This is a genomic window from Erythrobacter sp. S57(2025) (genome assembly GCF_057365055.1).
Genome location: NZ_CP200299.1, coordinates 2,515,847 through 2,539,019, shown reverse-complemented (window position 1 = coordinate 2,539,019; position 23,173 = coordinate 2,515,847). Strand labels below are relative to the sequence as shown.

Annotated in this window: 23 protein-coding genes; 22 read left to right on the top strand and 1 reads right to left on the bottom strand. The window is 57.8% G+C overall.

Features of this window, described 5'->3' with window-relative positions; translation table 11 throughout:
* Genes AC0V6N_RS12095 through AC0V6N_RS12075 form a run of 5 tightly spaced genes read left to right on the top strand, consistent with a single transcriptional unit; the run spans position 1 to position 6,131 of the window.
* Positions 1 to 918, top strand: a complete 918-nt coding sequence (locus AC0V6N_RS12095) for a flagellin N-terminal helical domain-containing protein (RefSeq protein WP_486171797.1) — start codon at positions 1 to 3, stop codon at positions 916 to 918.
* A 35-nt stretch (positions 919 to 953) separates the two neighbouring features.
* Positions 954 to 1,817, top strand: coding sequence for a flagellar motor stator protein MotA (gene motA, locus AC0V6N_RS12090; RefSeq protein WP_486171796.1), 864 nt, complete (start codon positions 954 to 956; stop codon positions 1,815 to 1,817).
* Position 1,818: 1 nt separating this feature from the next.
* Positions 1,819 to 2,823 (top strand): flagellar motor protein MotB, encoded by a 1,005-nt coding sequence (locus tag AC0V6N_RS12085; protein ID WP_486171795.1) that lies wholly within the window; start codon positions 1,819 to 1,821, stop codon positions 2,821 to 2,823.
* A gap of 51 nt (positions 2,824 to 2,874) precedes the next feature.
* Positions 2,875 to 5,319 (top strand): HAD family hydrolase, encoded by a 2,445-nt coding sequence (locus tag AC0V6N_RS12080; RefSeq protein WP_486171794.1) that lies wholly within the window; start codon positions 2,875 to 2,877, stop codon positions 5,317 to 5,319.
* A complete protein-coding gene (locus tag AC0V6N_RS12075) occupies positions 5,316 to 6,131 on the top strand; it encodes a class I SAM-dependent methyltransferase (protein WP_486171793.1) in 816 nt (271 codons plus the stop codon). The genes AC0V6N_RS12080 and AC0V6N_RS12075 overlap by 4 nt, the downstream gene beginning before the upstream one ends.
* A 113-nt stretch (positions 6,132 to 6,244) precedes the next feature.
* On the opposite strand, the gene AC0V6N_RS12070 is transcribed toward AC0V6N_RS12075, so the two are convergent.
* Positions 6,245 to 7,063, bottom strand: coding sequence for a flagellin N-terminal helical domain-containing protein (locus AC0V6N_RS12070; protein ID WP_486171792.1), 819 nt, complete (start codon positions 7,061 to 7,063; stop codon positions 6,245 to 6,247).
* Between the two features lie 270 nt (positions 7,064 to 7,333).
* Between AC0V6N_RS12070 and AC0V6N_RS12065 the strand changes: the two genes are divergently transcribed.
* The 17 genes from AC0V6N_RS12065 to fliD are packed head-to-tail and all read left to right on the top strand — an operon-like array spanning position 7,334 to position 23,167.
* Positions 7,334 to 8,662, top strand: coding sequence for a sigma-54 interaction domain-containing protein (locus tag AC0V6N_RS12065; protein WP_486171791.1), 1,329 nt, complete (start codon positions 7,334 to 7,336; stop codon positions 8,660 to 8,662).
* A gap of 35 nt (positions 8,663 to 8,697) precedes the next feature.
* The gene (gene fliE, locus AC0V6N_RS12060) at positions 8,698 to 9,018 is read left to right on the top strand and encodes a flagellar hook-basal body complex protein FliE (RefSeq protein WP_486172484.1); all 321 of its coding nucleotides are present in this window, start codon (positions 8,698 to 8,700) and stop codon (positions 9,016 to 9,018) included.
* A 3-nt stretch (positions 9,019 to 9,021) separates the two neighbouring features.
* Positions 9,022 to 10,710 (top strand): flagellar basal-body MS-ring/collar protein FliF, encoded by a 1,689-nt coding sequence (gene fliF / locus AC0V6N_RS12055; RefSeq protein WP_486171790.1) that lies wholly within the window; start codon positions 9,022 to 9,024, stop codon positions 10,708 to 10,710.
* Positions 10,707 to 11,753 carry a flagellar motor switch protein FliG gene (gene fliG, locus AC0V6N_RS12050; protein WP_486171789.1) on the top strand — a complete coding sequence of 349 codons (1,047 nt, stop codon included), beginning with the start codon at positions 10,707 to 10,709 and terminating at the stop codon, positions 11,751 to 11,753. The genes fliF and fliG overlap by 4 nt, the downstream gene beginning before the upstream one ends.
* A complete protein-coding gene (locus AC0V6N_RS12045) occupies positions 11,734 to 12,387 on the top strand; it encodes a FliH/SctL family protein (protein WP_486171788.1) in 654 nt (217 codons plus the stop codon). The genes fliG and AC0V6N_RS12045 overlap by 20 nt, the downstream gene beginning before the upstream one ends.
* Positions 12,388 to 12,396: 9 nt before the next feature.
* Positions 12,397 to 13,761: a FliI/YscN family ATPase gene (locus AC0V6N_RS12040; protein WP_486171787.1), complete on the top strand. Its 1,365-nt coding sequence runs from the start codon at positions 12,397 to 12,399 to the stop codon at positions 13,759 to 13,761.
* Positions 13,758 to 14,207: a hypothetical protein gene (locus tag AC0V6N_RS12035; RefSeq protein ID WP_486171786.1), complete on the top strand. Its 450-nt coding sequence runs from the start codon at positions 13,758 to 13,760 to the stop codon at positions 14,205 to 14,207. Before AC0V6N_RS12040 ends, AC0V6N_RS12035 begins: the two co-directional genes overlap by 4 nt.
* A gap of 49 nt (positions 14,208 to 14,256) precedes the next feature.
* Entirely contained in the window at positions 14,257 to 16,401 is a 2,145-nt protein-coding gene (locus tag AC0V6N_RS12030) for a hypothetical protein (protein ID WP_486171785.1), read from the top strand.
* A gap of 35 nt (positions 16,402 to 16,436) precedes the next feature.
* Entirely contained in the window at positions 16,437 to 17,012 is a 576-nt protein-coding gene (locus AC0V6N_RS12025; RefSeq protein ID WP_486171784.1) for a flagellar basal body-associated FliL family protein, read from the top strand.
* The gene (locus AC0V6N_RS12020) at positions 17,009 to 18,064 is read left to right on the top strand and encodes a FliM/FliN family flagellar motor C-terminal domain-containing protein (RefSeq protein WP_486171783.1); all 1,056 of its coding nucleotides are present in this window, start codon (positions 17,009 to 17,011) and stop codon (positions 18,062 to 18,064) included. Before AC0V6N_RS12025 ends, AC0V6N_RS12020 begins: the two co-directional genes overlap by 4 nt.
* Positions 18,061 to 18,390 carry a flagellar motor switch protein FliN gene (fliN, locus tag AC0V6N_RS12015; RefSeq protein WP_486171782.1) on the top strand — a complete coding sequence of 110 codons (330 nt, stop codon included), beginning with the start codon at positions 18,061 to 18,063 and terminating at the stop codon, positions 18,388 to 18,390. The genes AC0V6N_RS12020 and fliN overlap by 4 nt, the downstream gene beginning before the upstream one ends.
* The gene (locus AC0V6N_RS12010; protein ID WP_486171781.1) at positions 18,387 to 18,704 is read left to right on the top strand and encodes a flagellar biogenesis protein; all 318 of its coding nucleotides are present in this window, start codon (positions 18,387 to 18,389) and stop codon (positions 18,702 to 18,704) included. Before fliN ends, AC0V6N_RS12010 begins: the two co-directional genes overlap by 4 nt.
* Positions 18,704 to 19,489 carry a flagellar type III secretion system pore protein FliP gene (gene fliP / locus AC0V6N_RS12005; RefSeq protein WP_486171780.1) on the top strand — a complete coding sequence of 262 codons (786 nt, stop codon included), beginning with the start codon at positions 18,704 to 18,706 and terminating at the stop codon, positions 19,487 to 19,489. Before AC0V6N_RS12010 ends, fliP begins: the two co-directional genes overlap by 1 nt.
* Positions 19,490 to 19,506: 17 nt before the next feature.
* A complete protein-coding gene (locus AC0V6N_RS12000; RefSeq protein WP_486171779.1) occupies positions 19,507 to 19,779 on the top strand; it encodes a flagellar biosynthetic protein FliQ in 273 nt (90 codons plus the stop codon).
* Positions 19,780 to 19,783: 4 nt separating this feature from the next.
* The gene (locus AC0V6N_RS11995; RefSeq protein WP_486171778.1) at positions 19,784 to 20,572 is read left to right on the top strand and encodes a flagellar biosynthetic protein FliR; all 789 of its coding nucleotides are present in this window, start codon (positions 19,784 to 19,786) and stop codon (positions 20,570 to 20,572) included.
* Positions 20,572 to 21,747 (top strand): EscU/YscU/HrcU family type III secretion system export apparatus switch protein, encoded by a 1,176-nt coding sequence (locus AC0V6N_RS11990; protein ID WP_486171777.1) that lies wholly within the window; start codon positions 20,572 to 20,574, stop codon positions 21,745 to 21,747. Before AC0V6N_RS11995 ends, AC0V6N_RS11990 begins: the two co-directional genes overlap by 1 nt.
* The gene (fliD, locus tag AC0V6N_RS11985) at positions 21,740 to 23,167 is read left to right on the top strand and encodes a flagellar filament capping protein FliD (RefSeq protein WP_486171776.1); all 1,428 of its coding nucleotides are present in this window, start codon (positions 21,740 to 21,742) and stop codon (positions 23,165 to 23,167) included. The genes AC0V6N_RS11990 and fliD overlap by 8 nt, the downstream gene beginning before the upstream one ends.
* The last annotated feature ends 6 nt before the right edge of the window (positions 23,168 to 23,173 follow it).

The following is a 23,173-nucleotide window of genomic DNA, read 5'->3' as shown; positions in this document are numbered from 1 at the left end:
ATGACCTTTGTCGGCAATTCAACCGGCGCCTTTTTTGAGCGCTCGATCACCCAGATGGGCAATTTGCGCCAATCCGTAGAGCGCTTTCAAACCGAGATTGCGACTGGTCAGCGATTGCAACGCGGGTCCGATGATCCGGTGGGTGCGGCACGATTGCGCGCGCTTGAACGGCTTGAAGTTCGCGGAGCAACCGAAGAGGAAAATGCCGCGCGGCTGGAACAGGATTTGTCCGAAGGTGCCAATCAAATCGGCGGGGTGGTGTCCTTGCTTCAACGCGCGCGTGAGCTTTCTGTGGCGGCGGCAAATGATCCCGTTGGCGAAGATGGCCGTGCGGCCATTGCGGAAGAGCTTGAGCAGATGGCGGACGAATTGTTTGCCCGCTCCAATGCGCGCTCGATCACCGGCGCTCCGCTGTTTGCTGGCACCGCCGGTAACCCCGCCTTTGTACGCGATGCAAGCGGCGTGGTCACCTATAATGGCAATGGCGAGAACGGCGCTGTCCCAGTGGCGCCCGGTACTGAGATTGAGCGCGGCGTGACCGGCGATCAATTGTTCGAATTCGACGTCGATGGCACGCCGACCAACACATTTGCCGTGATCACCAATCTCGCCGCTGCCCTGCGCGGAGCGGCGGCTGATCCGGCGGTGGCGGCGCAGGATGCGCTCGCGGGAATTGATGCAGCGATTGATAACGCCAATCGCAGTCAGACGGTGATTGGCACGCGGCTCGCCTGGGTTGAAATGATCCAGCAGGACCAGACCAATCGCGCCATCGACGTTGCGGAAAAGCGATCCGACATTGCCGATACAGACATCGCAGAGACGATCGTGCGCCTGCAACAAACCCTGACCGCACTCGAAGCAAGCCAGACCACCTTCACCCGCGTTAGCTCGCTCAACCTGTTCAACGCGCTCTAAAGCGCCGTTTGTAATCCAATAAGGAAACCCTCGACGTGTTCGCTGCCATTGGTATCGTTGTACTGCTTGTGCTCGTCTTTGGCGGGTATACCCTGGCGGGCGGTGCTATGGGGCCGATCCTTGCGGCGCTTCCGCTGGAGATGATGATGATCGGCGGCGCGGCCATCGGTGCCACGTTGATCGGCAACTCCATGCACGAGCTAAAGCTGCTTGGCGGCGGATTGGGCAAGGTTTTCAAAGGCCCGAAATACTCCGATCAGGACCATCTCGATGTTATCGCGCTAACCAGTAAGCTGATGAAAGTGCTGCGGTCCGAAGGGGCTGTTGCGCTAGAAAGCCATGTGACAGAGCCCGAAAATAGCGCGATCTTCAGCGAATACCCCTCGCTTCAAAAAGACGAAGTGATCGTCAACATGATCTGCGATCCGCTTACACTGATGGTGGTGTCTTCCGGGACGCTTGATACGCATGCGGTTGAGGATGTGATTGACCACGCGATCAAATCTCAATTGCACGAAATGGATGAGCCACAACACGCGATCCAGTCGCTCGCGGATGCCTTTCCCGCGCTGGGAATTGTCGCAGCTGTGCTTGGCATTATCAAAACGATGGGCGCGATTGATCAGCCGCCCGCTATTCTGGGTAAGATGATCGGCGGCGCGCTGGTTGGGACGTTTTTGGGCGTGCTGCTTGCCTATGGTTTTGCAGGTCCAATGGCGAGCCGGCTAAAGCAAGTAAACGCGCATGATCAGCAGATATTTCATTCGATCAAGCAGGTGATTGTCGCAAGCCTGCATGGCTATCCGCAGCCCCTCGTTTTGGAAGCGGCGCGATCAGGTTTGCCGCCAGCGCATCGGCCAAAGCTGACCGAACTGCTCGATATGATGCGGGGTAAGTAAGGTGGCAGATGCGGCGGCCAGTGCCAGTGAAATTCCGGCTCCGATAATCGTGAAAAAGGTGATCGTTGCAGGCGGTGACGGTCACCATGGTGGTGCGTGGAAAGTCGCTTATGCCGATTTTGTGACGGCAATGATGGCGTTCTTTCTGCTGCTGTGGCTGCTCGGGGCAACTGAGGAAAACCAGCGCAAAGGGATTGCTGACTATTTCTCGCCCACTCTGGTCAAAACCCGGCAGCAAAGCGCAGGGTCCGATGGTCCATTGGGCGGCAGTTCGATCACCGATGTCGACAATTACCCCAATGCAGCCGGTCAAACGGGCACTTTGTCGATTACTGTGCCGCGCGGTCGGACAGGTGGTCCTATGGAGGGAGGCGCAGAAGGTGAAACGGTTCAAGACCGAATGCGCAAAATCCGAGAATCCATTGACGAAAAGCTCGCCGAAAACCGCAAGATTTCGCAGCTTGCCAGACAAGTGCGGGTCATGCGCGCGCCCGAAGGCATTCGTATCGATCTGGTTGATGATGCTGACTTTTCGATGTTTGCGCTTGGCACCACAATCCTCACTGACGACGCCCGTGAACTGATCAAGGTTATTAGCGGTGCGATTGAAGAGGAGCGCAATCCGTTGATTTTGCGCGGTCACACCGATTCTCTTCCATGGCGCTCTGGCGTCAATGCGAACAATTGGTCGCTATCAGCGGGCCGCGCGGAAGCCACTCGGCAGCAATTGATCCGCACCGGTATTGCCGCTGGGCGCTTTGCGCGAATTGAAGGTGTTGCCGATACCGAACCGCTAATCGCAGGCGCGCCGGCAGACCCGCGAAATCGTCGCATTTCGCTGTTGCTGCTCGATAACACGGCTCGTGGTCAAAGAGGCCGCCCGCGCCCGGTCAATCCCACGACACCTGTGCCCGCAACCGAAACGGGGGACGGCTCGGACCAAGTCGCTTTAAGTCAAGAAGCGGCCATAGGTGATAGCGCGGAGGGCGCTGCTGCGACACCGTAAACCATGAAGGCGTAGCGCTGGTCTTGCCATTTTAGACGCAGGACGAGACGAATGACGCAAAGCCTATTGCCGCATCAGATGCCCGATGCACTGGAGCATGCTCCCGACACGATACGAGTGCTATCACTCGACTGTTTTGACACATTGCTCTGGCGCGACTGTTTTGCACCCAGCGATATTTTTGCAGACTTGCCCAATGTCTCGATCGCTCAACGGATCGTAGCGGAGCAACGCGCGCGCAAGGCTGAGGGAACGCTAAAGAACCGCTCCGAGATCGGCATTTCCGCGATCTACGCCCAGGCGATGCCGAACGCTGATGAGACGGCAATCAAGGCCGCGATTGAGGCTGAGCTTGCTGCTGAGGCGGCGGCGTGTTTTGCGTTTGAACCGACGGTTGAGCTGATGCGTGCCGCCAAATCGGCAGGGCACAAGGTCATCATCGTCTCAGACACCTATTTGAGTGCCAAACAGCTTGAGGATCTAATCCGCGCTGCTGCGGGAGATGAGGTCGCTGACCTCATTGACCGGGTCTTTGCATCCAGCGAGGCAGGCGCTTCAAAGTCTCAGGGGATGCTCGCCAAAGTTCTGAAAGCCATGAAATGCCAGCCGCATGAGGTGCTTCATATCGGCGATAATCACGCCGCAGATTTTGACGGCGCAAGGGCTCTCGGTATCCCTGCTTTGCACCTTGTCCAGTTTAGCGAAACGGCACGGCAGCGATTGCGGTTTGAGCGCATGTGTCAGCAGCTGGTTGGTGATGCGCGTGGCAAATTGCGCGGGTTAATGCCTTATCGCGCCGTTCTTTCGCAGGATGAGCCGCAGGTGGAGGATGCGGCCCAAAGCTTGGGCCTCAGCGTCCTGGGTCCAGTTTTTCACGCATTCGATCAATGGCTTAGAGGCGAAGCCAAGGCGTTGGAAGAAAAACGCGGAGGCACCGTGCATTGGCTCTTTATGTTGCGCGATGGGCATTTGCCGCATCTGGTGCATCAGGCCAGTGGCCAGATGCCAAGCACTGCCCGCGTTGAGATCAGCCGTTTCACCGCCATCGCCGCCTCGCTCACGTCGCACAGTGAATATCAAAAACAGTTCGCACTTGAGTATGGCCTCAATCCTAGCACGCTTGCGCGTCAGATGCTGTTTGAGGAAAGCGAAATCGCGGCCCTTATTGGCGATCCTCAAAGCGATGCCGAGAAGGTCGCAGCAAGCGAGCGCCTGCGCAAAGAGCTACGCAAAGGCACGCGCGAAAAACTCACTCGCCGGAGGGCAAGAGCGCGTGCTGACAGGATGATTGCGCATATTCGCAAATCTCTTGACCCGAAGCCTGGCGATACCCTGATGCTGGTTGATCTGGGCTACAATGGTTCAGCGCAAGACCGGATCGATTCATTGATTGCTGAGGCATTCGACGTCCATGTCGCAGGCCGATATTTGCTGCTGCGCGAGATGGCTGTAACTGGCCTCGACAAAAGCGGATTGATCGACGCGCGTCATTACGATGCCGAGCTGCTTGAGGCGATGTGCGGGAATGTCGCGGTGCTAGAGCAGTTGGCGACTTGCGAGCTTGGTTCGGTTGTCGATTTCACTGAAGATGGCGATCCAATTCGAAAGGCGCCCAGCGTCAAAGGAGCGCAAAGCGATATTCGCGACGCCGTGCAAGAAGGCGTGGTTCGCTACGCAAAAGGCGCGCAGACTATGCCGGTGATCCGCAAAAGCGATGTCCGCCATGACCGCGCGCTGCGTGAAGGGGCCGTGGGCACTCTCACGCGCTTTATGTTCCTGCCGCAACCCGATGAGTTGGACGTGCTCAAGACCTTCGAGCACGACGTTAATCTGGGCAGCGAACGGGTTGTTCCTTTGTTTGACGAAGACCATGCGCATGAAGGAATGCGGCGGCGCGGATTGTTCTACATGAAAGGTTCGGCGCGCATGTTCTTGCCTGCTGAATTGGCGCGCGAGGATATGAATGCGCGGTTGTCATGGTTCGCACAGACGCGTTTCGGACTTGGTCTTTCCTACAGTGATAGTGCTGGTCGCTCGATCACCATTCCGGTCATCTATCTCGGGGCGAATGACAGCGCGCAATCACAGATTGAAGCCCACTCTACCCATGATGGTTACTATGCAGCGCGCATTCCTGTTGTGGCGGGAGCGAAAGCGATTGCGCTTCAACTCGGGTCGGTTTTCGAGTGGTTTGAGCTTGGTGGAATAACCAGTTCATCGGTCTCCAGCCTCAAAGGTGATCTGGAAAATGATGAGCAACCACAGCAGCTTGATGTACAATTTGATGGTCTGAAGACGCACAGTCCGGGCTTGCTTGAAGCCACCGATCCGGCGGCATTTGTGCTGGTCAATCCACCTGCCGCTGCCGATGATGGCGCGGCGCAAATGATCGAAGTAAGCCTGCGACCCATTCGCTATCGCAAGCAGGCTTTAGCCAAACCAGCCCCGACCAGTCGAACCCTTCCCAATGCTAAGCTCAAGGATGCCGCAGCATGACCGACCTCCTGATCCATTCGATGGCTGAATTTTCGAGCCTGATCCTGCCCTGCCTCGACGAGGCGAAAGTGAAACACATTTCTGAGATTGGCAGCGAATATGGGCCAATGTCGAAGGTGCTGGCAGAACGGGCAGTTGAAAATGGTGGCTCATTGACGTGCATCGACCCAGCGCCGGCGCCAGAATTTGCGCAATGGGCCAAAGATCAAGATGTGGTGCACCACATCGCTGAAACCAGCCTGGACGCGTTAAAGACTGCGGAGGCAGCCGATGCTTGGTTCATTGATGGCGATCACAATTATTACACCGTCTATCATGAGCTTGAAGCGATTGACGCGATCCAGAAAGAGGCGGGTAAGCCGCTTTTGGCATTCATGCATGATGTTTCCTGGCCATGTGCGCGGCGCGATTTTTACTACGCGCCTGAGCAGGTGCCGCCAGGTTGGCGCCATCCACACAGCTATGATCACGGTGTAAAGCTCGGTGAAGATCGCGTTTTGGAAGGCCGAGGAATGCGCGGGATGGGCCAGTTTGCTGTGGCTCTTGATGCGGGGGGACCGCGTAATGGCGTTCTGACTGCCGTAGAGGATTTCTTGAAACAGGCGGATAGCGACGAACGCCCGCTTTTTTATGTTCATGTCCCGGCCGTTTTTGGACTTGGGATTATCTTCGATGCGGAGGCCGATTGGTCCACGGCAATGGCTGAGTTCCTGCTACCATTCCATGCCAACCCACTGATAGCGCGGCTCGAAGAAAACCGGCTGCGAAATTGGCTCGAAGTGATCGAATACCAGGATCGAAGCGCGGCGTAACACTTAGGCGCAGAATTCTGACGAGTGTGCCAGATATCCAAACAAAAAGCCCGGAGACCTCTCGGTTCCGGGCTTTCCTTGCCACCCCAGCGGGGAGCTTATTGGTCTTGGTCTTACCGTAGGAGCGATAGGACATTCTGCTGCGACTGGTTCGCCTGAGCCAGCATCGCTGTCGATGCCTGTCCAAGGATCTGAGCTTTAGCGAGCGCCGTGGTTTCCGCACCGTAGTCGGTGTCTTGGATCCGCGAACGCGCATCTGCGAGGTTGGTCGACGTCGTAGTCAAGTTGTTGATCGCCGATTCGAGCCGGTTCTGGCCCGCACCGAGCGAAGAACGCGCCGTGTTTACCGCCTGAAGGCCTGCATCAACGTTGGTGATTGCAGTTGCCGCATTGGCGGCCGAGCTTACGTCGAGGCCAGCAGCATCGAGGTTGGTGTCGTCAATAGCAGTGCTGGTGATATCGACCGAACGGCCTGCATCGATCTGGATAGAAACGGTTACGTCGGTCCCCGAAGTTGTGCTGAACAGCGCAACGCCGTTAAACTCAGTGTTGTCCAGAATGTCTGCGATCTGTGAAGCTAGTTCTGTGACTTCCGTGTCCAGGAACCCGCGGTCAGTGTCATCGAGCGTGCCGTTCTGCGACTGGACTGCCAGTTCACGAACGCGCTGCAGCATATTCGACACTTCGTCGAGAGCGCCTTCAGCGGTTTGAGCCAGAGCGATACCATCGCCAGCGTTACGGATACCTTGGTTCAAAGCGCGGATGTCGCTGGTAAAGCCGGTTGCGATGGAAAGGCCGGCGGCGTCGTCTGCGGCGCTGTTGATGCGGCTACCGGTGGAAAGACGCTCCATCGCGCTGCCGAGCATTTCATTGGCCCGCATGCTCGCATTTTGAGCGCGCAGAGCTGAGGTGTTGGTGTTGATAACAGACATTATTCGAACTCCCGAAGTGGTCTAGTGCAAGTAACTAAAACAGGTGATCAAACCGATCATCGGAGCACACCTGCTGTGGCTAAGAGCGACCAAGTCCCAAAATGTTTAAGGGCTACGAAGTTTTGCGAATTTGCGAGCTCACTTGTGCCCGTATAAAAAGCCTTGGGGCAATAGACCGCCGGACTAGGGGGTCCTACGGGTGATTAAATTTGCTCTATCTTGGCCGCCCATGCGGCAAATCCTTTCCACCAGTAACAAACAGGTGGAACAATGCGGGCGCTCCCCAATGAATTTCCGGCAAGTGAGACGCAGCGATGCGACGGTTTGCCGCATAGCAATTTTCCAGAAGAAAGCGGTTCACATGCGTCCTTGCTCGAACCCACGATACCACTGCTGGCCCAGAGCTGGCAGCAAGAGCGGTTGGTCATTGGAACAGACGGCACGTTTCCGCCGATCGCCGATCGGACGCGCAAAGATCTTATCGCGATCAATTTGATCCGATGCGACCGTCCTGCACTGACCAAGACCGGTGATGCGCGCATCACGCTGGCCTATGACGCGCGTAACTTAGCCGTCGCCCAATCCGCCTTGATCGCGAGCGCAGCGCAAAATGGCTGGCCGATTGCGGCGGACAATGAAAGCCTCGCCCTATTGACGCTGGCAGAACGCATCGCAGCGAGCGAAATTCCGGTGCTGCTGGAAGGTCCCACTGGAACTGGCAAAGAGGTGTTTGCACGCTTTGTTCATGCAATGAGCGCGCGAGCGGATGGTCCTTTCGTCGCAGTAAATTGCGCAGCGATGCCAGAGGCGATGCTTGAAGGGCTGTTATTCGGCCATCGCAAAGGCGCTTTTACTGGGGCAGGCGAAGCGCGAGATGGCCTATTTCGGGCAGCAGATGGCGGCACATTGCTGCTTGATGAGATCGGTGAACTGCCGCTCGCTTTGCAAGCGAAGCTTTTGCGGACTTTGCAGGAAGGCGAAGTCTTGCCTCTGGGTGCGACCAAACCGGTAAAGATCGATGTGCGCATTGTCGCCGCCACGAACCGCACGCTTTCTACTGAGGTGGAAGCCGGGCATTTTCGCGAAGACCTGCTCTACAGGCTGAACGTTTTCCCCATGGTGTTGCCTGCTTTGCGCCAGCGAGCAGGGGACATTGCTCCGCTCGCCTTTGGGATGTTGCTGCGCCATGCGGCGAAGCCAGGAATGCCGTGTTGGATATCCGGTCAGGCGCTGGCTTTGCTTGAGACGCACACATGGCCGGGCAATGTGCGCGAATTGGAAAATGTCATTCGGCGCGCCGTCCTTTTGGCTGGCAGGGACCAAAGCATTTTGTCTGAGCATATCGTCTTTGACCGCCCGGCATCGCCTGTCAGTGAGACTGCTCAAACCGCAGCTACAGTGACGCCCAATTTGGCCAATGCATCGCTTTCTGATGTTGCATTTCAATCAGAGGCCCAGGCGATCCTGCAAACGCTCGCGCGTCATGGCGGGCACCGGGGCAAAACGGCACGCAGTCTGGGAATTTCGGAGCGCACCTTGCGCTATAGATTGGCTTCAATGCGCGATTCTGGGTTGATTGACGCAGGAGGTGACGCGTGAATTCGATCTCTTCTCCAAATGCCGTGCAACAAGTGATGGCTCTTCGCGCCGAAGTTCTCTCTCGCAATCAGGCCCTGCGTGATGTTCGCGCAGCAAGCGGCAGCAATGGCGGTGCTGGCATGGCCACTGCGCCCGTCAACGGATTTGCCGATACGCTGGGCCAAGCGCTTCAAAAGGTGAGCGCCGTGCAAAAGCACTCAGGCGATATGCAAGCCAAATATGAACGCGGCGAAGTGACCGACATCGCCCAAGTGATGCTGGCACGCCAAGAGGCAGGCGTTGCCTTTGAAGCGACACTGCAAGTGCGCAACAAATTGCTCACAGCGTACCAAGAAATCATGCGGATGGGGGGCTGATAGGTGGCTGATGCAAGTGTCCCTGTCCCTGCGGGCGGTGCGGTGCCGATTGCGCCTGCGGCATATCCTGACGGTGCGGATTGGCGTGCGCGTCTTTCTGCATTCGCCAATCAACCCGCAGTGCGCCGGGCAATGCCAGCAGTCATCGGGCTGGGCGTGGTGGCGATCGTCGCTGCGCTCTATATGACGATTGCGCAAGGTCCGCAGCGCATCCTGTATTCCAGCCTAACCGATGGCGAGCGCGCCAAGGTTGTCGAAACACTGGACAAGGGCGGCATTTCTTATTCGATCGATACCGGCACCGGCGCGTTAAGCGTGGCTGAGGCTGATGTATATCGCGCCCGGATGCTGGTCGCGAGCGATGCTGGCTTGGCGGCTCCCGAAGGAGCGAGTGAAATGCTGGATGCGATCCCGCTTGGGTCCAGTCGCACGCTTGAAGGTGAACGACTGCGGCTTGCGCGTGAACGCGAATTGATGCTGACCATCCGCGAGATTGACGGGATTGAGACGGTCCGCGTCCACCTTGCCACACCGGAACGATCGGTCTTTGTGCGCCAGAACAATGCCCCCAGTGCCAGCGTCATGGTGCGACTGGTGAATGGGCGCAGCCTCAGCGAATCTCAAGTGGAGGCAATCGTGAACCTTGTGTCCGGCTCCGTTCCGGGCATGAGCTCAGATCAAGTGCGCGTGGTCGATCAGAATGGACGTTTGCTCTCCTCTGAAAAGGATGGTGCGCTGGATAGCCTAATCCTTCAGCGCGAGTTTGAGAGCAAGTTGCGCGAGCAGGTTACAACCCTGCTGATGCCTTTGCTGGGCGACGGCAATTTTTCGAGCCAGGTTCAGGTTGAGCTTGATCAATCTGAGATCACCTCAGCGCGTGAAAGCTACGATCAAGACGGCGCAGTTCGCAGTGAAAGCGAGCGTTCGGCGACGCGCTTGGCAGGCACAGGCGTTGGCGGTGTGCCGGGCGTTCCGGCCAATACGCCTCCGCCAGATGCCGAACTGGTTGATGGTGCACCCGAAGGGCAGGAGGCAGCGGAGGAAGGCGCTGCGCCTCCAACCGACAGCGAAACCGCGACCCAGCGCAATTATGAACTTGGCCGCGAAGTGGCGGTGACGAGCACGCGTCCAGGCGGTCTCGTGAAACTTTCCGTGGCTGTGGCTGTCAGCAGCGCAGCGCTCGAAGCGGCAGCGCCAATGACGGCTGAAGAGCTGCAATCATTGGTCAGCGCCGCAGTCGGTGCAGATGAAGCACGCGGGGATCAGGTCCAAGTCGTCGTCAGCGCGTTTGAAAGCGCGGAAATGCCCGAAATTCCTTTGTACGAAGCCCCGTGGTTCTTCAACGTGCTGCGCATAGTGGCCGCGCTGATTGCTGTGTTGATGGTGCTTCTCCTCGCCGTGCGTCCGCTCCTGACTGCCATTTTCGGCCCCGCAAAGCCAAAGGCGAAAAAGGGCAAGAAAGGCGAGGATGCAGACGCTTTGGATGACGGTGCCGAGGCGCTTGAGGGCGCAGATGCTCAGCTTGCATTGGACGCCGCTCAGGAAGAAGCTGAACCACTTGATCTGCCACGCGAGGTTGACCGCATCCGGCAATTGGCCACGCGCGAACCTGACCGTGCAGTTGAAGCCTTGCAACGCATGATTGTCGAACCTCAGTCAGGGTCTGGCGGCCCGCAAGGAGCCCCAGCATGAGCACCGATGTAATCGAAGCCGAAGGCCAAGCTGCAGGGCAAAAGCGAGTGCCAAAACTCAACCGTTTGGACCGCGCAGCCGTGCTGCTGATGCTTTTGAGCGATGAGGAAGCAGCCGCTCTGCTCGCAAGGCTTGGCCCTGACGAATTACAACGTTTGGGCGCAGCGATGTGCGAGATTGGCGAAATTGACCGCTCTGCGATGGCGGAATCCGTTATGGATTTCACTGAGGAAAGCGCGCGAGAAATTCTGCCCAAGCAGGATCGACCCGCACAAGTTCGCGGATTGCTTGAACGCTCAATCGGTCCCACCAAAGCGGAAAGCATGATGATGCGGATTGAGCCGGTTGCTAGTCCGCGCTCAATTGAAATGGCGCGCTGGCTTGCCCCGCCGGTGCTGCTGAAATTGGTAGAGGATGAGCATCCTCAAGTCATCGCTGCTTTGTTGCTGATGCTGGAACCAGATCCCGCCGCCGAAGTGCTTTCAGACCTGCCTGCGGACGTGCAACCACTTGTCGTTGAGCGGGTGGCCAAGATGGGGCCGATCTCGCAGCAGGCCATTGCAATGATTGACAGCCTTTTGTCACAGCGGATCGGGGCCAGCTTTGGCGCGAATGCTCTGACATTGGGTGGCCCGCGCGAGGCGGCGAACCTCATCAACCTCGCTGCAGGCGAATTGCGCGGCACGGTATTGCCAGCGATTGCGCAGCGCGATGGTCCTCTGGCGGAGAAAATCGAAGAGGAACTGTTCACGTTCGAAATGCTGCTCGACCTCGATGGCAAAGCGATGGAGCGTTTGCTGCGCGATGTCGACAACGAAGCATTGGTCGATGCGCTCAAGGGGCTCAAAGAAGAAGAACGCAATCCCTTCTTCCGTTCCATGTCGAGCCGCGCCGCCGATGGTATCAAAGACGAGATCGAAATGCGCGGGCGTCTTGCGCGGACCGAAGTGGAGGCCGCACAACGCAAGATCGTCGAAGTTGCCCGCTCGCTTGCTGAACAAGGCGAGATTGTGATGGGAGGCGATGATGGTGAGTTCGTCTGATTGGCTGACAGCTCCCGCTCCCGATCCCGATTCTGAGAGCGGGCTTGATGCGGCCAAAGCTTCGAATTGGCTTGGCGAATTGGTGGAGCATGGTGGTTTTGTCGAAGGGTGGCCGCTTGGCGGGCGCACAAGTCACAAAGAACAAGCTTCGTTATCCAGCGATCTGCCCGCAGAACAACCCGATCCGATTGCCGATGCCTTCGCACGAGGGGAAGCCGCAGGCCGGGCCGCGGCAGAGGCTGAGCATAACGCTCAAGGTGGACATCATCGCGCAGTGCGGCTTGCCTTTCGCAACCTAGATCAGGCAGCGATGGATGCGCTTGCGAGTGAGCTATCGCAGACGGTGAACGCGCTGTGCACCAAAGCATTTGCCGACTTTGTGCCAGACGCGGAAAGTCTTGCAAAACGTTGTCAGGATGCTGCCCAGCGTTTGGGGAGCGCTGCTAATGACAGCGCTCTACACCTTCATCCCGATGACATTGCGCTTATCGACCCTGCGATGCTGGAGCATTGGCGGGTTACACCCGACGCGCAGATGGAACGCGGCGGCTTGCGATTTGAAAGCGCGGATGGCTCGATTGGTGATGGGCCCACAGAATGGCGTCGTGCCATCGCGCTCGGTCTGCGCGGATAGCTCCAGACTATGCTCGCCGAAATGCAGATTGAGCTTGCGCGTTTGCGCGCCGCTCCGGTTGCCAATGGGCCCGTCTTGTGTGGTCAAGTCGTCGCCTGCGATGGCGGATTAATCGAAGTCTCGGGCCTTTCACTGCCCATTGGCTCGTTAGGTGCGATTGAGAGCGAGGGCGGGGAAGAAGCCTTGGCGGAAGTCATCGGCTTTCGCGGAGGGCACTCGCTCATGATGCTGTTGGGAGACACCCAATTGCTGAGGCCACAATCCAAAGTGCGCGCGGTTGGTTCGCCTGGAACGGTCAGGGTCGGTCCGGCCTTGCTCGGGCGCGCGGTGGATGGATTGGGCAATCCGATTGATGGTGGCCCTGCGCTCGATCTTAGCGATAAATGGCTGCTTGGCGGAAAACGCGAAGGCGCATTGGAGCGAGCGCCGGTGCGCGAGCCATTTGACTGCGGCATCCGCGCGATCAACGCTTTGGCGATGATGGGGGTGGGGCAAAGGCTTGGCGTGATTGCTGGCTCTGGTGTCGGGAAATCGGTCTTAATCGACACGGTTGCGGGGCACGCCTCGGCAGATATTACGATTATCGCGCTTATCGGTGAGCGTGCGCGCGAGGTTTCAGATTTCGTCGCCCGGCATATGACGGGATCACAATTGGGGAGGATTGTGGTTGTGGCGGTCCCTGCTGATCACGCGCCCAATTTGCGATTGCGCGCAGCCCAATATGCCAGCGCAATCGCGGAGTATTTCCGTGCGCAGGGAAAGCGCGTGCTGCTGGTTCTCGACAGCCTTACCCGGGTCGCTCATGCGGCGCGAGAACTGGCATTGCTGCTGGGTGAACCAGGGGCAGCGCGGGGCTATCCACCGTCTGCGCTAGCCGCTGTGACAAGGTTGGTGGAACGAGCCGGCAACTCAGCGCATTCGGGCGGGGCGGTCACGGGGCTCTACACTGTCCTTGCCGATGGAGACGATACGTCTGATCCGGTGGTCGATACAGCGCGCGCAATCCTGGATGGTCATGTTGTGCTCTCCCGCGAACTGGCACAGCGCGGGCATTACCCGGCGATAGATATTCCTTCGTCTCTGAGCAGGGTCATGGACGATTTAGGAGAGCCGGGCGTTCTTCAAGCCGCGCGTTCCTTGCGCGCATTGATAGCCACGCGCGAAGAAAATCGCGATCTGGTGATGATGGGTGCCTATCGGACAGGATCTGACCCTGTGCTCGACCGTGCGCTGCATCATAGTCAGGCGATTGATGCTTTTCTTACGCAAGCGCGCGGGGAAGCTGTGAGTTTGCCGGATAGCCTCTCGCAATTGAGCGAGTTGGCCGTTTCGGTAGGCGCCAGTGAGCAGCCTTCGACGGCCGCCCAGCAATGACTTCGCCCAAACAGCACGAGCGCCGGATTAAGCTTGCGCAAAGGCAATTGACGCTTGCCACTATTGCGCGACGCGAAGCTATGGCGGCGTTGGCCGACACGGTTGGCGAAGAAACGCGAAGCGCTGCCTTGGCAAAGCGCAGCCGCGACCTGATCCGTGATTATGCTGCCCGTCAAAGCGCTCCAACAGGGCATACTTTGCGAGAGAGCGCGGCCTTTTTGCGCGGTCTTCAGGAGATTGGCGAGCAAGCCATGCAAGCGCGCGATGATGCGAGCGAACAGGCCGCATGGCAGGTTCAGACTCTGGCCGCGGCAGAGACACGCAAAGCGCGATTTGAGGAAAAAGTCGCCCAAGCCAAAAAGACCCAAGCCGCAATGCTTGCGAACCGTGACCTCGCCCATTCCAGCGGAATGGCACGCAAGTTGCAAGATCACGGGCAGACGTAACTTCGGCCACTGGGTGGCGGCTTATTCGAAACTTGAGAGAACTGCCTTGATGAACTCCATGATTTCCACGCTTATGACAAGCACCGGACACGCCGATCTGCTGCAAGCTGGTGTGTCTCCTGCTCAATCAGCAATTGCCGCCAAAGAGCAGGTGGGTAAGGCCAATTTTCTCTCGGGAGCGGCGGCCTTTCCGGCGATGCTGAAGGCGTCATTTCTACCGGCTGAAAGCGCTCAAACGGGTGCACTGGAATTGTCAGCCAAAGATGCGGACCCGGCGAAGGCCTTAAGCCCGACTGGATTTGATCGCACCGATGAAAAGCTGGCGGCGACGACCCCTTTGCCTGCAATCATCACTGCATTTTCCCTTGAATCCAGAGAAGTGCAAACCGGCAAGCCCTTGCCAGTTGCAGGCAGCCTATTGCCAGAGAGTTCGCCGAAATTTGATGCGGTGGATTCAGAAAAAGCGGCCACGCCGAATGAGGCAATTGCTGCTGCCCAGAAACTGTTTTCACCGCCCGAACCGACAAATGTGCCTTCAGCACCACCCTTCGTTGATGCAAATCCAGTTCTGTCAAAAGCGGCTCCTGAAATGGTGTTAGAAACACCCGGCACCAGACCAAATGCGCCGACACCAGATGTGCGACTGCGCACCAACAAATCGCTCGGTGTCGAACCGGTTGCGAAGGATCCGATGACGACAGTGAATGTGTTTCGGCCCGATAACGTTCCTTTGGCTAAGGCGAAGCTTGATCCAACTATGCCAATTTCGCGCCCTGCCACGCCAATGAGGACCGCCGCAGGCGAAGCAACGTCCGACCCTCAACCAGATCAGCCGTCCGCGCGCGTGGGTCAGGACGAAAGACCTCGAGCCTTGCCATCTGATGCGCTGCCACGTGCTGAACGACCGGTTCCAACGGGCCTTTCAGAGAAGGACCCTACGACCACCGTTCATGTCTTTAGGCCTGATCAAGTTCCTACATTGAAGCCAAAGGTTGATCCATCGATTCCAGTGTCTCGTCCGACACGGGATGTGGATCCAGTAGCGATCAAAGCTGCCTTGGACGCTGGCCCAACGCGCGGTCCCATCCCTGAACCTATCGCTGATCAGCTTCCCTTGCGACCGACGCCGCGCGGTCCAATTGAGCGCATGGTCCCGACCGATCAGCCGGCACAACCTCGCAACATCGATTTGGAATTGCGCGCCTATCAGCAGGCTCAGCGCCCATTGACGCTGGAGGATATCCAGCCTCGGTCAGCACAGGCCATTATCCCAAGTACTCCGCAGTCGCGGCGAGAAGCGGGAAGTGAATCTACTAGGGCGCAACCACACGCGATTACGCCCGGCTTGGTAAGAGATGGGGCGCGACCTCAGGCTCCAAAGCTTGTGCGAGAGCCAGTTGAGAATGACAACGCTCTTTGGATCAACCGGGTGCCGTCATCCAAAACGCCCACCACTTCTGTCAATCCAGAGGTCTCGGTTGAACGACAGCCAGTTGAACTACCATCGGAACCAAGAGCACGTGTCGCGGAAGTGACTTTGAGATCGGTTGAAAAGCCGATTGATCAGCCTGACCCGGGGCGGGTGACGCCAAAAGGTGCTGAGCCGATAGCTCCCGTCACTCAGCCCAGTACGGTGAGTCCAGTAACCAACACACCAATTGTCTCACAACCAACCGCGCCGTTCGCAATGCCCAGCGATGCGCGCGGTGACATTCGCACTCCGCAACCGCTCGACACAATCGTTGATACGATGATGGAGGCGCGCGAAGCAGGGCGCACAGCGCGCTCAGACATTACGCTGCGGCATCATGAATTTGGTGCGGTCAATGTGCGTTTGGAAGCAAGCGGCGTTGATCTGCGGGCAACTTTGGCCAGCAGAGACCCCGCATTCATTCCAGCCGTTCAAGCCGCATTGGCTGACCGTGCAGTGGCGGGGCCTTCCGAAAGTTCGGCCGGCCAGCAGAGCAGAGGCGGCGATCAACCCTCCAGCCAGCACTCTGGCCAAAGCAATTCAGGTGGGGCCAATGGCGGTTTTGACCGTTCCTACGGGTCTTCCACAGGGTCACAGCAAGGATCGTCGCAACCATACTCAGAGCAAAGAGGGTCCACAGATGAGGGACGCACTGTGCAGGACCCGGCGGCCGCAACCACGGCCAGGCCAGTTTCGACGCGCGATGCTGAACTCTTTGCTTGAACCAGCGATCATTCGCGCAGAGGAACTGAAACAGCATGGCTAAGGCTGACGACACAGCTGCATCAGACAAGCCCAAGGGCGGAATGATGAAGATGGTGATCATCGCAGTTGTGATGCTCGCGATCGGCGCTGGCGGTGCTTATGGCGCGTTCGCAGCTGGGCTGATCGGTGATGCCGGTGACAGTGGCCCTGACTTGCCAGAATTGGTCCGCAAGGGGGAGACAGACCCTTACGCGATGGCCGACGAAGACAAGGACGCAGGCTCGCTGGTTTATGGCGAAGGCGGTAGTGAATATCGCACTGCCTATTACAGTTTCGAAGATAGCTTTACGTCCAATCTGGCGGATTCGCCTGCGCTCATCCAGGTTGAGCTGGCCGTTTCCACTCGCCGGGATGGGCGAGTGCTTGCGTGGGTGCAAAACCATGAACTCGCGATCCGTTCAGCCATTTTAGTCCAGCTAGCCGCGACCCCCGAGAGTGAGATTTACACCCCTGATGGAAAGGACGCTCTGTCTGAACGTCTGACCACGGCGATCAACGCTGTTCTTGAAGAAAACGAAGGCTTTGGCGGGATCGAAGCGGTGCATTTTAAGGGGCTGCTTGTCCAATGAACCTAGCGCCTTCCTTTGCCCCGTCCTTTGCCGATGCGCGGCCCGTGGCCCAGCATTGCGCTGAACTGACCGCACGTGGCCCGCGCCCCGAAGAGCGCGCGGAGAATATCGCCACGTGGTGTCGTGATCTGGGTTATGATCTCAGCGAGGAGCTGGGCCAGCTTTTCTCCGCCGGCAAGCTCAAAGTCACGGTTGCCCAGCCCGAAGAGCAAACAGGCAAGGCTGTATTCGATCAGATTGGCCCGGTGGCTGCAAACAGCTTGCTGCGTTGCGGTGAGGATGGGCAGGTTATGCTGCTCTCGTTTGATTTTGCGACCGCAATCGCTCTGACGGACAGTTCGTTTGGCGGGGATGGCGCAATTCCGAGCGAAGTGCCCGCGCAATTGCCGCGATCTGCCGGGCTCTTGGTCGAAGAATGCGCAGGTTTGATCGCACAGGTAATCGCCATGTCAAACGGTTCTTCGGAACGGATGAGCGGCGATGTTCTGGTGCGCAGCGAAAGCGTGACGCGCCTCAAACCCTTCGAACCGGACACAAGTGTTATGACATTCGCCGTCACCATAGTGATGGAGCCGCTAAGCGAATGGACAATGCTGTTGGCAGTGCCAGCTGAGCGGCTTGATGCCTTGTTGCCTGGCGCTGAAACTCGGCGCAGCAGTGGATCGGGTGAGAGCAAGGTGAGCGATGGTCGAACCGGTCCGTTTGCGACAATGCCTCTGCCGCTTGAAGCGGTTTTGGGCGAGGTGAGCATGACACTGTCGCGGCTGGAAACACTCAAGCCCGGCGATGAATTGCCGCTCTCCATGCCGCGCGATCTGCCTTTGCGGGTGGGTGAGCAGGTGTTTGCGCATGGTCTGTTGGGCACTGTCGAAAATCAACTCGCGCTCAAACTCACACGGCTTTCCGGACAAGAGCGAGGCGGCGAACAAGGCGCTTTTGCTCGTGCATTTGCTGCACCTGCCCAGCCTGAACCCGCAGCGCCAATGGCTGACGCTGACCCATCACAAAGGCCGCAAGCAAATGGCCAACGACTTCAGGGGTTAACCGCATGACCGCGCCCAATCCAGCCTTGCACCGGTTTGGCGACGTTTCGGTACGGCTCTCGGTAGAGTTGGGGCGCGCAGATTTGCCCTTGAAAGACGTGCTCGCCCTGAGCGAGGGCAGCGTGGTTGCGCTTAATCGCCTGACCGATGAACTACTCGACGTGACCGCCAATGGCCGGGTCGTCGCTCATGGCGAAGTCGTGGCGCAGGATGGCAAGTTCGCGCTGCGTATCGTCAGCCTTGCCGGTGAAGATGGCCAGCCCAGCTCTAACGCATCGGGCGCGGGTCCAGTTGATCCGCCGGTTCCTGGTACAGCGGGTGATCCGGCGTCATGATGGCCGAGTACCTCCTGCGATTGGCTTTGTTGCTGCCGCTTTTGGCGCTGCTCATTTGGGGCAGTTTGAAACTGACGCGATACTTGCAGACGCGGATTGTCGGCTCTGGGGCGAGCGGAAATTCGGTTGAATTGATCGAAACCAGTCTGCTTGGCCCCGGTGTAAAGCTGGCGGTGGTGCGGTTTCATGATCGCGAAATCCTGCTTGGCTGTTCGCGAACAGGGCTGGTTCGTTTAGGCGAGGCAGAAGCCCGCGAAACTGGCGCCAGCGCTACCAATTCAAACACCCAAGACCTCGGCAAAGACAGCCGGTGATGAAGCGCGCTTCTATCCTTGCAGGCGCATTGACAGCCGGTTTGTTAACTATGTTTGGTTGGGCCGAACCGGCCCTCGCAGCTGTTGCCGAACCCAGCGGCATAGGCGGCGCGTTAGAGCGCGCTTTGGGTGAGGGCGGCGCTGGCGGAGAAGACGCACCGCTCAGCTTCTCGATCCAGCTGCTGCTTGTCATGAGCTTGCTTACGATCTTACCTGCGATTGTATTGATGATGACAAGTTTCCTGCGCATTCTGGTTGTGCTCTCGATCCTGCGGCAGGCGCTGGGTCTGCAAGGATCACCGCCGACACAGGTGTTGGTGGGCCTTTCGCTGTTTCTGTCGCTGTTCGTGATGGCACCAACCATAGACACGGTGAATGCGGTCGCGATAGAGCCCTATTCCGCAGGCGCGCTAAGCGCTGATGCGGCAATTGCGGCTGCTGGAGAGGCGTTTCACGCATTCATGCTGTCACAGACGCGTGAGACAAATTTGATCATGTTTGCCGATATCGCCGGAGTGGGCGCTTTTGAGAATCCATCGGAAATTCCCTTTTCGATCCTGATGCCTGCATTCGTGACGAGTGAGTTGGAAACCGCATTCCAAATCGGCTTCATGCTGTTCTTGCCATTCCTTGTGATCGATCTGGTGGTGGCCAGTGTGCTGATGAGCCTGGGTATGATGATGCTTTCGCCAACCATCATCTCGCTTCCGTTCAAGCTGCTTTTGTTCGTGCTGGTGGACGGCTGGGCCCTGCTGATGGGCAGTCTTGCGATGAGCTTTGGTTAGGGCAGCTTGAGCGGACCATGCAGGAAGACGCCCAACTCTTAGCGCTCGCCGATCAGACATTGTGGGTGACAGCCTTGATCGTGGGGCCAGTGCTGTTGGCGGCGCTCATTGTGGGTCTGCTGGTCGGGATCATTCAGGCCGCGACTTCGGTGAATGAGCAGACCCTGACCTTTGTGCCCAAACTTGCGATCACCGCGCTCGTCTTTGTCTTTCTTGGAGGGACAATGATGGCACTTCTTGGCGACTTCATGATCGAGATTTTCGCTCAGATCGCCCAAGTCGCGGCCTAGCTTAGTGAACGTCCTTGATCTTGGATTTGGCTCGTTAGAAGCGCAGCTGTGGCAGGTCTTGTTTCTGTCTGTGCGTTGCGGCGCTGCCTTGCTTGCGGCTCCGATGGTGGGCGGAATGGCGGTACCCCCGCAAGTGCGCATGCTGTTATCGCTTGTCCTTGCGGTCTTCGTTGCGATGTGGGTGCCACTGCCGCCTGTGCCGGATATGATGAGCTTTGCAGCCGTAATTGCAGTCATCCAAGAGGTCGTGATTGGCGCTGCGCTCGGTTTTCTTTTGCAAGTGGCCTTCGCAGTCCCGCTTATCGCAGCTGAGCAAATTGCGGGCACAATGGGCCTTGCGATTGCGACCAGTATTGATCCTGCCAGTGGTGCGCAATCAGGGGCGCTGGGTACCTATTTCAGCCTGATCCTCACGCTGCTCTTTTATGTTATCGGCGGGCATTTGCTGTGGTTCGAATTGCTGATTGAAAGCTACCGTGTCCTGCCCGCAGGCTCCTTTGCCTTTGGGGAAAGCGGCGCGCGCGATATTGTGATGTTTGCAGGCTATGGCTTTGCAACGGCTGCGGCGATTGCCTTCCCCGTCGTGCTGGTTTTGCTGATGGTGCAGGTTGTGACAGGCACGATTTCGCGCTCTGCCCCGGCGCTCAACCTGTTCGCGCTTGGCCTGCCTGCAGGTGTCTTGGCTGGGATTGCCGCGCTTATCATCGTCATGCCGATTGTGGTCGAGCAGTTCGTCTCGCTTCTCGAAGTAACGTTGGAACAGTCAGCGACCCTATTGGAAGGGGTGGGCTAATGGCTGAAGAGAGCACAGGCGAAAAGAGGTTTGATCCAACCCCAAAAAAGCGCGCAGACGCCGCCAAGAAAGGCGATACGCTGCGGTCAAAGGAGGTTGGGACCGCCGCCGCGATGGCAACGGGCGTCTTAATGCTCTCCATGGTTGGACCTTGGCTTTACGATGGATTGAAGTCGGTGGCGCTGGCAAGTTTCCGCTTCGACATCTCACCGACCGCCGAATTTGCACCGGCTACGCACTTTGCCAATGCTGCGCAGGCGATGTTGCCTCCGATCCTTTCGATTGGGATTGCTGTAATGGTGATGACGGTTGGTGCGCAATTGCTGCTTGGCGAAGGGCGATGGGTGCCGACGAACCTCAAACCCAAGGGATCGCGCGTGAACCCGCTTTCAGGGCTCAAGCGCATTTTCGGCATCCAGGGCTTGATCGAACTGGGCAAATCGATCCTGAAACTGGCGCTAATGGGCTCGATCGCCTGGTACTGGGTTTCGGGCCATATCAACGATCTGCTCGGGCTGGGGCGCGGCTCGCTCAAGGCTCAGTTGGAGTTCGCGCTCGATGCAGCGGGTACGCTGATCACATTGTTGGTCGCCGGTCTGCTGATCATCGCGGTGATCGACTACCCTTTGCAAAAATTTCAGCGCGACAAGCGTTTGAAAATGAGCGCGCAGGATTTGAAGGACGAAAGCAAGCAAACCGAAGGCTCGCCCGAAATGAAGATGGCGAGGCGTCAGCGCCAGCGTGATCTGGCGCGCGGCAGTGTGGGTGTTGCGATGAAGGATGCGCAGTTTGTCGTCACCAATCCGATGCACTTTGCTATCGCGCTGACATATGATCCCGCGCTGGCTCCGGCGCCTGTTGTGCTGGCCAAGGGACGCGGTGAAACCGCGCTCGCCATGCGCGATATTGCCGGTGAGGAGGGGCTACCGGTGCTCGAATATCCGCAGCTCGCCCGTGCGCTTTATTTTACCACCAAAGCCAATCAGATGGTCCGCGAAGAGCTGTATGTGGCAATCGCGTCTTTGGTCGCTTTTGTGCTGTCATTGAAGCGCGGCGATCGCCCGATCCGCCCCAATGTGGATGTGCCAACCGAACTTTGCTTCGATGCGGATGGAAAGCTGGGAAAACACCGCTTAAGAAACTCGCGAAAGGCACGTTCTTCCATCCATGGATAATCCCGGCTCCTCCATTATTTCAGCCTTTGGCGCAGGCAGCGGTGTGAACTTTGTTCAGCTGGCTGATGACCTGTCAGAGGCGACCTATTCCTTTCAACGCTCCAATTTGCAGACCCGCAATGAGACTTTGGAGGCGCAAATCTCTTCGGCGTCTTTGTTGAGGAACACACTAACAGGTCTTGCCAGCGCACTGGGTGATCGGATCAGGAATGGCGATCTCGCCCCGCGTGCAAGCATCAGCAACCCATCGGTAGTCAGTGTCTCGACAACGCCTGGCGTCACGCCAAGCGGCAGCTACAGTTTGGAAGTCAGCCAGCTCGCGGATAGCCAAACGCTGGTCTCGCAAAGCTATGGAGCGGCAACTGATGCCGTTGGAGCCGGTAACTTCGTCATTCGTTTTGGCACAGTAGATGGTGGTTCCTTCACTGAAGGTACCAATCAATCCGCGCTAGATATCGAAGTGACCTCAGATGACACGCTGCAAAGCTTGGCTGCCAAGATCACCTCGCAAAGCGATGGCAAGCTGGACGCCTATGTCGCCAATGGCACCAATGGCGCGCAACTGGTAGTCAAAGGCGAAGACGGCGCGGTCAATGGGTTCACGCTCGAGGGGCAAAGTTCTGCAGGATTACCTAGTGCAGTGCCCGGCGACCTATCCTACCTTTCGTGGCAGCCATCCAGCGATGCGGGAGAATTAAGATCAACAGCGCAGGATGCTCTGTTCGAATTGGACACTGTTGCCATGAGCAGTGCGAGCAATTCGGTAACGGGCCTGCCCGAAGGCCTCACATTCGATCTCACTGCGACCAATATTGGCGCGCCGATAGATGTTCGGTTCGATACCGATGATACCGCAATCACCAGCGTGATGACCGACTTTGTCGCGGCGCTGAATGATGTGGTTGCGCTCCTTAATCAAGAGGCAGCGCAAGGCGGTATTCTGGCCAATGATTCTGGCGCGCGAGAGCTGCGCCGCGATCTGGAACGGCTGACCACTGAAGTTGTGATGCCGGGTGCGGATGGCGATGAGCCCGCAACGCTTGCCGATATCGGTTTGTCGATCACGCGCGACGGTACGTTTGAGCTAAATTCAGCGCGGCTAAGCGAATCTCTCACCAACTTCCCTGATGCAACCGCCGCGATGTTCACCACAGGCGCTACCGGAGTTTTCGCAACAATCGATGGGCTCGCGCGGGACAATACGCTGAGTTCAGACCCCGGATCGCTGGGCGGATCAGTTGAGCGGTATGAAAACCAGATTGAGAACAATGACGAACGCTTGGCCTCCATCGCAGAGGCGCAAGAATCCTTGCGTGCGCGCCTCACACGTGACTTGATCGCGGCAGAGCAGTCGATTTCGAATTCGCAATCCACGCTCGATTTCCTGCGTTTGCAGTTTGACTCGTCCTCTGATTCCTAAGGAATA